Source organism: Rhodococcoides fascians A25f (genome assembly GCF_000760935.2).
GTDB lineage: Bacteria > Actinomycetota > Actinomycetes > Mycobacteriales > Mycobacteriaceae > Rhodococcoides.
The window spans coordinates 684,520-696,919 of the sequence record NZ_CP049744.1; the positions used below are offsets into that span (position 1 = coordinate 684,520).

The window sequence follows — 12,400 nt, forward strand, 5'->3', positions numbered from 1 at the left end:
GCCGATGGTCATGACGGTGCTGATGGCGTTCGGTGCAGTGGGTGCTGTTCTTCCGCTGCTCGGACGCAGCAACCACACGGGGCGGGTGCGGTGGGCACACCTGTGCATGGCCATCGTCATGGCGGCCATGGTGGCGTTCGGTATGGATTCCACCATCGCAATGCTGGCGAGTCTTGCACTCATCGTGGCGGCTCTGTATGTGACCACAGGCATTTCGCGGCCATCGCCGTCGGGTCCATGCGTCGTCGACCTGACCTGTATGGCTGTCCTGCTGTTGCTCATGCCCTCGGTCCATACCCATTCGACAGCCGAGCCGGCCCCGGCGGCTCCGATGCATCGCCATGGGCCAGGTCTCGATCCGGGTCTCGTCGTAGTGGCCCTACTCGCAGTTTGGATCGGATCGACGCTCTACATGTTTCACCGGAGCCACTCGGGCCGACGGGCCGCGGCCGGTTCCCTTCTCATGATCATCGGAATGGCACCCGTAGCTATCTGATTCCACTATCCAGGAGACAACAATGACTACAGCAGACATCGTCTATCGCAACGGCGCAGTGTTCGTCGTGGACACGGATTTCACGATCGCGAGTGCGCTCGCGATCGCCGATGGCGTTGTTCTGGCCGCCGGAACCGATACCGACATAGAGGCGTTCGTCGGGCCGCGAACCGTGACAGTCGATCTCGCAGGCAAGACCGTTCTGCCGGGCATCAACGATTCGCACCTGCACGCGGTGGCGTTCGGACTGGACACCCCACCGCTGTCGCTCGACCTGAGCTTTCCGACCGTTCGATCGATCGCCGACGTGGTCGACGCGGTGGCAGGCGCGGTGGCGAAAGCGGAGCCCGGAGAGTGGATCGTCGGAACAGGTTGGGACGAGGGCTATCTGGAGGAGTGTGTAGTCGACTCCGCAGTGCGACCGACGCGATTCGATCTCGACTCTGTCTCGCCCGGCAACCCGGTGTTCCTGCAGGACTTCTCCCGGCACGTCTCGTGGGTGAACACCGTCGCTCTCCAACACGCGGGGGTGGACGAGAAGACGGCCGTGCCGGACGGGGGAGTGATGCCGACGGACGCATCGGGCCGACTGATCGGCATCCTGCAGGAGGGGGCGCAGAGTCTCGTTCAGTCTGCCCTGCCGAAGCTGACACGCGAACGGCGAACGGAAGCAGTACGATCGGCGATCTCCATCCTGCAGCGGGAAGGAATCACCAGCTTCACCGACCCAGCTCTCGGGCCGGGCGGCGAAGATCTGGCCGGCGGTGCGATGGGTGAGGAGGGCCTGTCGATCTACGCCGACCTCGCCGCGGCAGGTGACCTCGGCATTCGCGTCTCGGCGCTGATGCTGCCCACCGGAATGAGCGGAACTGCAGCAGAATTCGAGAAGAACCTCAGCACCATCGAACCGCCGTCGACCGCGGATCCGCGCATGTTTCGGATCCTTGGCGTGAAGGTGTTCGCCGACGGTATCCCGCCCAGCAAGACGGCGTGGATGCACGAGGAGTACGTCGGTGGCGGGTGCGGATCACTCTGCGTGGGTGGTGACACCGACGAGCGTCGGGTGCACGAGGTGGCCGAGATGATCCGGATCGGGCACGAGGCCGGTCATCAGATCGGCGTGCACGTCACCGGTGACAGAGCCATCGACACGGTCGCCGACGCATTGATCGCGGCGCAATCGTCCCATCCGCGTGACGACGCGCGGCATTACCTCATCCACGGCGATTTCATCAGTGCACAGACTCTTGCCCGGCTGGCCGAGCACAACATCGGCGTCAACATGAATCCGACGATCAAGTGGACGATCGCCGACTTGGAAGAAGGCGTCGTCGGGGTCGAGAGAGCAGCGTACGAGTGGCCGTACCGGAGTGCGATCGAGTCGGGCGTGGCCCTGATGAGCTCATCGGATGCGCCGGTCACCACACCGGACTGGCGTCAGGGCATCTCGACGATGATGCTGCGGGAGAGCCGGGCATCCGGCCGGGTCAGTGGGCCGGAGCAGACCATTGGATTGGCCGACGCCGTGCGGACCTACACGATCAACCCAGCGTGGCAGGACTTCGCGGAGGACTGGAAGGGCTCGCTCGAGCCGGGCAAGGTAGCCGACCTGTGCATTCTGGACGGTGATCTGACGGTCATGGATCCGCACGACATTCCCTCGGTCGAGGTTGTCTCGACCGTGGTCGGAGGTGTGGAGGTGTTCCGCAGCTCCACCTGGCTCGACCACTGAGCGAGGGCGCATCTGGCCCAGAATGTGTGCGCTCAGCTACATGTTTCCGTCGCGGTGATCGGCGATTGTTGTGTCGACGGTCACAACAGAAAGAAGCAGCACATGTCGACGAATTCGACGGATTACATCGTAGTGGGAGCAGGTTCGGCGGGAAGCGTCATCGCCAGGAGGCTTCTCGACGCGGGACATACCGTGCACGTGATCGAGGCAGGTCCCGTGGACACCGACCCGGCGATCCACTCACCGCAGGGCTGGCCCACGCTGTTGGGTGGCTCGCAGGACTGGGGACTGTTCACCACTCCGCAGAAGCACGCCAACGATCGCCGGATCTTCTGGCCGCGCGGACGCGTACTCGGCGGCAGCTCGTCCCTCAACGGAATGATCTACGTGCGAGGGCATTCCAGTGACTACGACGGGTGGGCGTCCGCCACCGGCGATGCCGGGTGGGCTTGGGAGAACGTGCTGCCGCTGTTCAAGCGTTCGGAGTCACACGAGCTCGGTGCCAACGAGTTCCACGGCGGCGACGGGCCACTGCCGGTGTCCATCATGGGTACCCCGCATCCGCTGGCTGCGGCCTTCGTCGATGCGGCAGTCGAACACGGGCACAAACTGATCGACGACTTCAACGCCGACGAGATGGTGGGTGCCGGCTACAACCACACCACCACCCGCGACGGTGAACGAATGAGCGCGTGGAAGAGCTTCGTCGGCCCGGTGCTGGACAACCCCGATCTGACCGTCACCACCGGGGCCCTCGTGCACAAGGTGGTGCTCGAGAACGGCCGCGCGGTGGGAATCGAGTACAGCCTCGGTGGTTCCGAGCTGGAACGATCGTTCGCCGATCACGAGGTGATCCTGTGTGGCGGAGCTCTCGGATCACCGAAGGCGTTGATGCTCAGTGGAATCGGGCCGTCCGGGCACTTGGCTGAATTAGGAATCGACACCGTCGTCGACCTGCCGGGGGTCGGCGAGAATCTGCACGACCACCTGCTGCTCAGCAACATCTACGAGTCCCTCGAGCCGCTCGCAGCCGGTACGAACAATCTGCTCGAGGCGCAGCTGTACGCCCGCAGCAATGGATGGGCCGGTGCCGCACCGGATCTGCAACCGCTGTTCATGCACATTCCCTACCCGGCAGACGGATACCCGGTGCCCGAGAACGGCTACACGATCGCACCTGGCATCGTCGCTCCCCGCTCGCGTGGCACGCTGCGGTTGGCGTCCTCGGATCCGAGTGAACTGCCACTGGCGGATCCGAACATTCTGGCCGATCCGTACGATCTCGAGGCCATGGTCGATGCGGTGGAGATCTGCCGCGAGATCGGTGCGTCCGACGCTTTCGCACCGTGGCGTAAGGCCGAGGTGGTTCCGGGACCGAGCGCGCGTACTCGTGACGACCTGCGAGCCTACGTTCGCCAAACCGCGGGCACGTACCACCACCAGGTCGGCACCTGCAAGATGGGTACCGAATCGGATGTCAATGCTGTTGTCGGAGGCGATCTTCGAGTGCGAGGCGTCGAAGGACTGCGAGTCGCGGATGCGTCGATCATGCCCACCGTGCCGTCGGGCAACACCAACGCGCCGTCGATCATGGTGGGTGAGCGGGCCTCGGATCTGATCCTGGGAAGCTAGGGAACGGACTGGGTTGTTGCACCCGCGAAACGTGGAGGTGACGTCACCGAAGTGCGGTGACGTCACCATGGATGGTGCATGCCTCGTGCGGAGGTCATCGGTATTCGAGCGGAGTCGACATGGTCGTGCACGATTTGTCCACCCACCGTCGAAGCGATCGATTCGAGGTGTGGCGGGAGGTGATCTGCCGTGAGTTCACTCCACTCACACCCGAGACTGAGCCGACCGTTGACGGCGGTTTCGATGCCCGCGTCGAATTGAGGCCACTGGGTTCGACCAATCGCGCCGTGCTCGAATCGGTCGGGCAACGGATCGCGCACGGAGAGAAAGAAGTAGCGCACACCGGTGAAGGGGTGTTCTACGTGAACATCCAATTGGCCGGTACCTGTCGGGTCCGCACGGAATCTGCAGGTGTGACGAGTGTCGTCCCTGGTCAGTTCACCGTTGTGGACACCACTCGCCCGTTCTGGTTCGACTACGAGGGTCCTTGGCGCGTCATGTCCTACCAGGTGCCGCACAGCTGCCTGGCGGAGTCCGACCTGTTGCATACCGCGGCGATCGGGCGATCGATGGATACGGGTTCGGGTACCGGTCTGGCCGTGGCGTCGGTCATGAAAGCGCTGTGGGAGCACAGTTCCGGCGAGTCGACGCCGTGGTCGTCAGGCGCTCATCTCGAGCGCGCCTTTCACGCCACGGTGGCAGCAGTTCTCGGTGACACGTGGGGGACTGCTGCAGATTCGTCGAGCTCGATCACAGCGTCGGCAACCGAATACATTCGTACCCATCTGGGTGACCCCGACTTGTCTGTTTCGGTCGTCGCGCGCGCGTTGTCCGTGTCGCCGCGGACCGTCCACTACGCATTTTCCAAGGGCCCGTCGTTCGCCACGGTGGTGCGTGAGCACCGACTGGCTGCGATTGCCGCTGTGCTGCGAGATCCGAACAACTCGGCCGGCATCTCACGTATTGCGGTGCGCCACGGCATGATCGACGCGAGCTCGTTCAGTAGAGCCTTCCGGCAGAAGTACTCCATGTCTGCACGCGACTATCGGGCACAGGCGCGCTGCTCGGCGTGAGGGCGCGGGGGCGTTGCGCACACGGCACAGAGTCTTGCGCTGCACAGCAAGACCATCGGTTCCCTCCGGCGGTGTGATGGGAGTCTGCAACCCGCCGACTGGAAGAGGACGCCCCATGCCCATCAGTTTCGATCTCACCGACCAGCAGGAAGCACTGAAGAAGGGCGCGCGTCAGTTCGCCGACACCTATCTCCACGACCTGTCCGCACAGGTGCGATCCACGCCCGACCCACTCGAACGCGCCCTGTTGGCCCGACCGGTATTCGAGAAAGCGGTGGAGGCGGGATTCCTCAAAGGCTTGATTCCGGTACCCTTCGGCGGACTCGCCTCGAGTGGTGTGGACGCGGCGCTGTTCGTCGAGGAATTCGCCTCTGCCAGTCCTGATTTCACGATCAGTCTGGCGGGGCCGTTGATTGCGCTCGCACCCGTGTACGAGGCCGGGACCCCGGAGCAGGTCGCTCGCTTCGTCGCACCGTTCCTGGTCGACGCCGGCAGCCCGGTCGCGGCCATGGCCTACAGCGAACCCGGTGGCAGTGCCAATTTCGACGCGCCGCCGCCTGCCGAAGGTACCCGGACGACCGCAATCCTCGACGGAGACCACTGGGTCCTCAACGGCGAAAAGATCTGGGCGTCACACCTGGGAGGGTGGGACGGGCTCGGACCGGACATCATGACGGTCGTCTGCCGGACTCCCGGTGGCGTGTCGATCATCGTCGTCGAGCGCGAACAGCTCTCGACCGGATTCTCGGTGGAAGAGGTGTACGACCTGCCTGGCCTCAAGGGCTGCCTGACCTCACGCGTCACATTCGACAACGTCCGCATCCCGAGGTCCAACCTGATCGGGGAAGAGGGACAGGGAGTGCAATTGACTCGCAATGCCTTCTTGGCGAGCGGTGCATCGATCGGAACGTTCTCCGTCGCTGCCATGCGCCAGGCCTTCGCTGCGGCATTTGCGTTCGCCACGTCGGAGAAGAGGGGCGGGACGGTGCCGATCATCGATCATCAAGCGGTTGCCGACGTACTCACCGATGCGAAAGGCAAGATCGAAGCGGTGCGACTGCTGTCGTGGCGTGCGCTCGACGCGGTGCTGTCGCAACATCCCAGCGCGCTCGAAATGGCCCTGCACGCCAAGATTTTCGGATCCGAGACGGCGGTCGCAGTGATCAACGACTTGGTCAAGATCGTCGGCGTCGAAGCATACAATCCGAGCTTTCCGATACTGCGATATCTCGCCGATGCCACTGCGTACCCGATCATCGAGGGGAGCAACACCGGTGTACGTCGTCGGCAGATGCACGAGTTGATGCGGACTGTGGGATGGGATCCACTCGCTGCGTCCGGAATGGCCTGAGCTCGTCGGCTCACCCGGTTCGATACTCCCGGGGCGACATCCCGTACGTCTCCTTGAACAGCTTCGAGAAGTTCGAGGAATCGATCAAACCGTTACGCGCACAGATGGTTCCGATGCTGTCCGCGGCGAAACGAGGGTCACGCAGATCGCGGTGGCATCGATCCAGTCGCCTGGATCTGATCCAGCCGGCGACCGTGCGACCGTCGGACTCGAAGAGCTTCTGCAGGTAGCGCGTCGAAATGTGCAGACGCGCAGCCAGAGACGCCGTGGACAGCGAGGGATCGGACAGGTGTGATTCGACGAGAGCCTTGGCCTCGATCAGCAGAGTCGAACCTGGAGCCTCGTGCGGCGCTGCGTCGTCGAGAGCGGCACCGAGAAGGTCGAGTACAGCGTGCTCGAGCATCGGCGTGGTGGGCAGAGTGCCGTCGAGAGCGTTGCGGCGCAGCGTATGCAGAAACGGTGACACCAACGCGCCCACTCCCCGGGCACCCTCGATGCGCCGTGCCGCCACGGTCGTCAACTCCCGGGCGTCGATGCGCAGTTCTCGGCGCGGGAACATCACGACGAACATCTCGAAATTGCCGGAGAAATGCAGTTCGTACGGGGCGCTGGTGTCGTACACCGCGAAGTCGCCCGGACGCAGCACGGCCTCGCGCTCGTTCTGGACGATCGTGCCGCACCCCGTCAGTTGCAGACCCACCTTGATCAACCCGGGGTCGGACCGCCGGATGGTTGCGCGCGTGCGCCTGACGTCGACCTCTCGGCCGGTGACCTCACTCAGTTGCAAGGCCCCAAGCGTCGACGAGACCAGCGTGCCTTCGAACGACGACGGCCCGGTGGACACAGCGTCGAGCGGCACGAACGCCGTCGAGACGTTCTCGCGCCATTGCTCGAAACTCTGTGCCACCGGGCTCATGTCATACGGCTGGGCGGTTGTCGATCAGACGGCGGGCTTTACCGATGGAACGCTCGAGAGCTGCCGGTGCGACGACATCGACCGCAATGCTGACGCCGATACGATCCTTGACCAGCTTCTTCAGCGTCGCCGCTGCTGTTGCGTGCGTGTCGAGGGGAACGTCTGGGCGGGCTTCGACGAGTACCGTCATCGAGTCCATGCGGCCTGCGCGCTCGAGCACGCACTGGAATTGCGGTGCCAGAGCGGGAACTGCCAGGATCAGCTCTTCGATCTGCGTCGGGAAGAGATTGACGCCGCGCAGAATGATCATGTCGTCGGTGCGGCCGGTGACCTTCTGCATCCGACGCATCGTGCGGGCAGTTCCGGGCAGCAGACGGGTCAGATCGCGGGTGCGGTAGCGGATGATCGGCATCGCTTCCTTGGACAAGGATGTGAACACCAGTTCACCCTCCTCACCGTCGGGCAGGACTTCGCCGGTCACCGGATCGATGACCTCCGGGTAGAAATGATCCTCCCAAATGTGGAGTCCGTCCTTGGTTTCGACGCATTCCATCGCGACACCCGGTCCCATGACCTCGGACAGGCCGTAGATGTCGACGGCGTCCATGTCGAGGGTCTTCTCGATCTCCTTGCGCATCTCCTCGGTCCAGGGCTCTGCGCCGAAGACACCGGTTCTCAGCGAGGTCTTGGCCGGGTCGATGCCCTTCTTGACCATCGCGTCCACGATCGTGAGCATGTAGGACGGCGTCACCATGATTGCGTCGGGCTCGAAGTCCTCGATGAGCTGGATCTGACGATCGGTCATACCACCGGACATCGGAATGACGGTGCAGCCCAGTCGTTCTGCGCCGTAGTGCGCTCCGAGTCCGCCGGTGAAGAGTCCGTATCCGTAGGCCACGTGCACCTTGTCGGACGGCTTCACCCCGCCTGCGCGAAGGCTACGGGCGATGAGGTCCGCCCAATTGCTGATGTCGTTCGCGGTGTATCCGACGACGGTCGGTCGGCCGGTGGTGCCCGAGGACGCATGAATGCGCGAGACCTGGTTCTGCGGGACGGCGAACATGCCGAACGGATAGTTCTCGCGCAGATCCTTCTTCGCGGTGAACGGGAACTTCGCCAGATCCGACAGGTCCTTCAGATCGGTCGGATGCACACCGGCGTCGTCGAAGGCCTTCTTGTAATGCGGAACGTTGTCGTAGGCGTGCTGCAGTGACCACTGCAGGCGCTCCAACTGGAGAGTGGAGATTCGATCCCGGGACGCGAATTCGATGTCGGGGGTGTCTGTGGGGGCGGACAGCACACTGGTCATGATTGCTCTCTCGTTGGTCTCAGGCGTCGAAGTCGACGGTGACGGTGTCGCTGAGTGGGTAGGTCTGGCAGGTGAGCACGAAGCCGGCATCGACTTCGTTGTCTTCCAATGCGTAGTTGCGCCGCATATCCGTCTCGCCGAACGTGATCTTCGCGCGGCAGGTGCCGCACACCCCGCCCTTGCACGCGAAGGGAAGATCGGAGCGCAGTTGCTCGGCGGAGTCGAGGATCGACTCGTCCTGCGGCAGTGCACCTGTCACCTCACGGCCGTCGAGGATGATCGTGACCTCGCTGCTCGGGCCGGTGATGCCCGGTTCGCGATGCTTCTCCTGCGGCGGGGGCACGTCGTCGACATAGAACAGCTCGGCGTGGATGCTGGTCTTCGCCACACCGAGGTCTCCGAGAACCTGTTGGGCATCGGTGACCATCCCGAACGGGCCACACAGCCAGAAATGATCGATATCCGGTGTGGCGACGACGGTGTCGAGTATCTCGCGCAGTCGTTCGGCGTCGAGTCTTCCGCTGAACAGTTCGACCTCGCGCGGCTCCCTGGACAGGACGTGAATGACGTCGAACCGGCTGCCGTACTGGTCTTTCAGGTCCGCGATCTCCTCGGCGAACATCACCGTTCGGGTCCGCCGATTACCGTACAGCAGAACGACTTCGGCGTCGGGGTTGGTCAGGACCGAGGCGGCGATCGAGAGCATCGGGGTGATGCCCGAGCCGGCCGCGATGAGAACGTGCCTGCCCGCCTCGGCCGGATCGGCGTGGAAGGTGCCGGTGGGCCCCTGAACATCGATTCGATCGCCTGCCTTGACGTCGTGGACCAACCACGAGGAGAACAGGCCGTCGCTCACCTCCCGCACGCCGACGCGGGGACGCGCGCCCACCGGTGCGCAGATCGAGTAGGAGCGGCGGTGCTCGACGCCGTCGACCGTACGGCTGAGCATCAGGGATTGTCCTGGGCGAAAGTCGAATTCGTCCGTGAGGTGTTCGGGCACGTCGAACGTGACGGCCACGGCGTCGTCGCACAGTGACTCGACGTCCGCGACGGTCAACGTGTGAAAAGGCTTGTTCCGCAGATTCTTCTGTACGGGTTCGGCGGTGACGGTCATCAGATTTCCTTCACGTGGTCGAAGGGCTCGAGGCAGTCGTCGCACCGGTACTGGGCTTTGCAGAGGGTGGCACCGAACTCGGAGGTGAGGCGGGTATTGGTGGAACTGCATTGGGGGCAGGCGATCTGCCGTGGTTTCACTGTCAGGGTCAACGGGACCGGACCGCTCGTCCGCGCCGGGGCGGGGCCGGGTACGGAGTAGCCGGCTTCGCGAAGCTTGCGCAGGCCTTCCTCGGAGATCCAGTCGGTGCTCCACGCGGGGGAGAGGCTGGTGACGATCTCGACGTCGGAGTAGCCGTGGTCGGTGAGCTTGTGCGCGATGTCGTCGCGCATCGTCGCCATCGCCGGGCATCCCGAGTACGTCGGAGTGATCGTGACGAGCACACTGCCGTTCTCGCGTACCTCGACGTCGCGCAGGACGCCGAGGTCGTCGAGAGTGAGCAACGGCATCTCGGGATCCATGACGGTCGCGGCGATCTCGCGTGCCGTTCGTTCGAGAGTGGTCACCAGACTCCCTCCGGATGCGCTCTCGCCACGACCTGCATCTCGGCGATCAGCGGGCCGAATGCCTCGGTGTGGATACCGCACCTGCCGCCGCGGCCGCCGATGGTGCCGACCGACTTGCCCTCGGGTGCCTCCAACTCGGCGGCGTGCAGCACCTGCGCGAGAACGGAATCGAACTCCTCGCGCACGTCGCGTGGGTCGACGCCGACACCGACCTTCGCGAGGGCGATCTCCTCGTCCGTCGGCACGAACAGTTCGGAGACGTACGGCCAGATCCGAGCCACGGCGTCGCGCACGCGTCGCTTCGATTCGTCCGTACCGCAGCCCAGGGTGACGACCCAGCGAGCCGAGTAGTCGCGGTGGTACGTCAGCTCTTTGACGCCCTTGTTCGCAACCGCGGCGAGAACGGGATCTCGGGAATCCTGCAGGCGAGTGAAGACTGCGAGCCGCCACGTCGAGAACACCAGCAGGCGCACCTGAGATTTGGCGAAGTCACCGTTGTCGAGCTCGGTGAGTCGTACGTTCCTGAATCCGGCCTCGTCGCGGAAGAACGTGAGCGCGTCCTCGGCCGGTGCGGGGGAGGTGTCCGAGATGAACGGCACGACCGTCGGATCGGCCTTGGCGGCACGGGCCAGCAGCAGCCGGGCCTGCCCGAGCAGGTCGAGGCCGACATTGGCCAGCGCCACTTCTTCTTCGAGTTCCGGTGCGCGGGTGCTCCACTCGGCGAGGCGCTGCGAGCTGATCAGCGCATCGTCGCCGAGCATGAGGCAGTATGCGGCAAGAGCTTTGAGGTCGACGTCGTCGGGAACGGTGGTGTCGACTCCGGCGAGTGGGTCGTCGAAGCTCGTGCCGAATGCCCACTGCCCGTGCGAATCCTCGTCGACGAGGCCCTCGTAGGCGCTGTCGTGATCGGTCATGAGTACTTGTCCTCGGATTAGTGGTGTTGCAGCGGTACGGGTCTCACATGTGGGGAACGTTGTCGGGGATCTCGTAGAACGTCGGGTGGCGGTAGACCTTGTCGCCGCTCGGTGCGAAGAACGGATCCTTTTCCGACGGTGAGGACGCGACGATCGAGTTGGACGGAACCACCCAGATGCTGACGCCTTCGTTGCGGCGGGTGTAGACGTCGCGAGCGTGACGGAGGGCCATGTGGTCGTCGGCGGCGTGGAGTGATCCGACGTGCACGTGGTTCAGGCCGCGCTTGCCCCGGAGGAATACCTCGTACAACGGCCAATCGGCCTTGACCGCTTCCTTTTTGGGCTCTACCGGAACACCCTCGGTAGGCACTGCTCCGTGGCCGCCCTCTGCGGTGAACTCGCTCATGATGCTGCGTTCCTCTCGGCAAAAGCGGTTGCGGCCTCGCGGACCCAGGCTCCGCCGTCGTGGGCTGCCCGACGGTTCGCGATGCGCTCGACGTTGGAGGCTCCGTTGCCCTTGATCACCTGCATGAACTCGGACCAGTCGGGCTCGCCGAAGTCGTGCGACTTGCGCTCCTCGTTCCACTTCAGGTCCGGGTCGGGGAAGGTGACGCCCAGTGCCTTCGCCTGCGGGATGGACATGTCGACGAAGCGTTGGCGCAGTTCGTCGTTGGTGTGGCGCTTGATGCCCCACTTCATGGACTGCTCGGTGTTGGGGGACTCGTCGTCCGGCGGGCCGAACATCATCAGTGCGGGCCACCACCAACGGTTCACCGATTCCTGAACCATGGCGCGCTGTTCGTCGGTGCCGCGCATCATCGTGGCGAGCAGCTCGTAGCCCTGTCGCTGATGGAACGACTCCTCTTTGCAGACGCGGATCATCGCGCGTGCGTACGGGCCGAAGCTGCTGCGGCACAGGGGAACCTGGTTACAGATCGCTGCACCGTCGACGAGCCAGCCGATGGTGCCCACGTCGGCGTACGTCAGGGTGGGGTAGTTGAAGATCGAGGAGTACTTCTGCTTGCCCTCGATGAGCTTGACCGTCAGATCGGCGCGGTCTGCACCGAGCGTCTCGGCGGCGGAGTACAGGTATAGGCCGTGGCCGGCTTCGTCCTGCACCTTGGCCATCAGGATCGCCTTGCGGCGCAATGACGGCGCACGAGTGAGCCAGTTGCCCTCCGGCTGCATACCGATGATCTCGGAGTGCGCATGCTGGGCGATCTGGCGGATGAGCGACTTGCGGTAGCCGTCGGGCATCCAGTCGCGGGGCTCGACGCGCTGTTCGCGGGCGACGGTGTCATCGAACCCGTCCTGCAGCGTCTCGGCGGACAAGGTGTTTGACGTGGTCATAAGTCCT

General features: G+C 64.1%; 12 protein-coding genes. 5 read left to right on the plus strand and 7 right to left on the minus strand.

The window, feature by feature from the left end; genetic code table 11:
- Positions 1-4 precede the first annotated feature (4 nt).
- The 5 genes from BH93_RS03160 (at position 5) to BH93_RS03180 (ending at position 6,284) form a co-directional block, all read left to right on the plus strand.
- Positions 5-496 carry a hypothetical protein gene (locus tag BH93_RS03160; protein ID WP_037175733.1) on the plus strand — a complete coding sequence of 164 codons (492 nt, stop codon included), beginning with the start codon at positions 5-7 and terminating at the stop codon, positions 494-496.
- Positions 497-518: 22 nt separating this feature from the next.
- Positions 519-2,228, plus strand: coding sequence for an amidohydrolase (locus BH93_RS03165; RefSeq protein WP_037175736.1), 1,710 nt, complete (start codon positions 519-521; stop codon positions 2,226-2,228).
- Between the two features lie 102 nt (positions 2,229-2,330).
- Positions 2,331-3,860 carry a GMC family oxidoreductase gene (locus tag BH93_RS03170; RefSeq protein WP_037175738.1) on the plus strand — a complete coding sequence of 510 codons (1,530 nt, stop codon included), beginning with the start codon at positions 2,331-2,333 and terminating at the stop codon, positions 3,858-3,860.
- A 119-nt stretch (positions 3,861-3,979) separates the two neighbouring features.
- The gene (locus tag BH93_RS03175) at positions 3,980-4,933 is read left to right on the plus strand and encodes a helix-turn-helix domain-containing protein (RefSeq protein ID WP_165712629.1); all 954 of its coding nucleotides are present in this window, start codon (positions 3,980-3,982) and stop codon (positions 4,931-4,933) included.
- Positions 4,934-5,048: 115 nt separating this feature from the next.
- The gene (locus BH93_RS03180) at positions 5,049-6,284 is read left to right on the plus strand and encodes an acyl-CoA dehydrogenase family protein (RefSeq protein WP_037175743.1); all 1,236 of its coding nucleotides are present in this window, start codon (positions 5,049-5,051) and stop codon (positions 6,282-6,284) included.
- Positions 6,285-6,294: 10 nt separating this feature from the next.
- Here the strand turns inward: BH93_RS03180 and BH93_RS03185 are convergent, their stop codons facing one another.
- From BH93_RS03185 to paaA, 7 genes are read right to left on the minus strand one after another with little or no spacing between them, the layout of a single operon-like run.
- Positions 6,295-7,200: a helix-turn-helix domain-containing protein gene (locus BH93_RS03185; RefSeq protein WP_037175745.1), complete on the minus strand. Its 906-nt coding sequence runs from the start codon at positions 7,198-7,200 to the stop codon at positions 6,295-6,297.
- A 1-nt stretch (position 7,201) separates the two neighbouring features.
- Positions 7,202-8,509: a phenylacetate--CoA ligase PaaK gene (paaK, locus tag BH93_RS03190; RefSeq protein ID WP_037175747.1), complete on the minus strand. Its 1,308-nt coding sequence runs from the start codon at positions 8,507-8,509 to the stop codon at positions 7,202-7,204.
- A 19-nt stretch (positions 8,510-8,528) separates the two neighbouring features.
- Positions 8,529-9,623: a 1,2-phenylacetyl-CoA epoxidase subunit PaaE gene (gene paaE, locus BH93_RS03195; RefSeq protein ID WP_037175750.1), complete on the minus strand. Its 1,095-nt coding sequence runs from the start codon at positions 9,621-9,623 to the stop codon at positions 8,529-8,531.
- On the minus strand, positions 9,623-10,084 hold the full coding sequence (paaD, locus tag BH93_RS03200; protein WP_052065751.1) for a 1,2-phenylacetyl-CoA epoxidase subunit PaaD: 462 nt from the start codon (positions 10,082-10,084) through the stop codon (positions 9,623-9,625). The genes paaE and paaD overlap by 1 nt, the downstream gene beginning before the upstream one ends.
- Before the next feature lie 41 nt (positions 10,085-10,125).
- Positions 10,126-11,043, minus strand: a complete 918-nt coding sequence (gene paaC / locus BH93_RS03205; protein ID WP_037175752.1) for a 1,2-phenylacetyl-CoA epoxidase subunit PaaC — start codon at positions 11,041-11,043, stop codon at positions 10,126-10,128.
- Between the two features lie 43 nt (positions 11,044-11,086).
- Entirely contained in the window at positions 11,087-11,449 is a 363-nt protein-coding gene (gene paaB, locus BH93_RS03210; protein ID WP_037175753.1) for a 1,2-phenylacetyl-CoA epoxidase subunit PaaB, read from the minus strand.
- Positions 11,446-12,393 (minus strand): 1,2-phenylacetyl-CoA epoxidase subunit PaaA, encoded by a 948-nt coding sequence (gene paaA / locus BH93_RS03215; RefSeq protein ID WP_032379887.1) that lies wholly within the window; start codon positions 12,391-12,393, stop codon positions 11,446-11,448. Before paaA ends, paaB begins: the two co-directional genes overlap by 4 nt.
- Positions 12,394-12,400 lie beyond the last annotated feature (7 nt).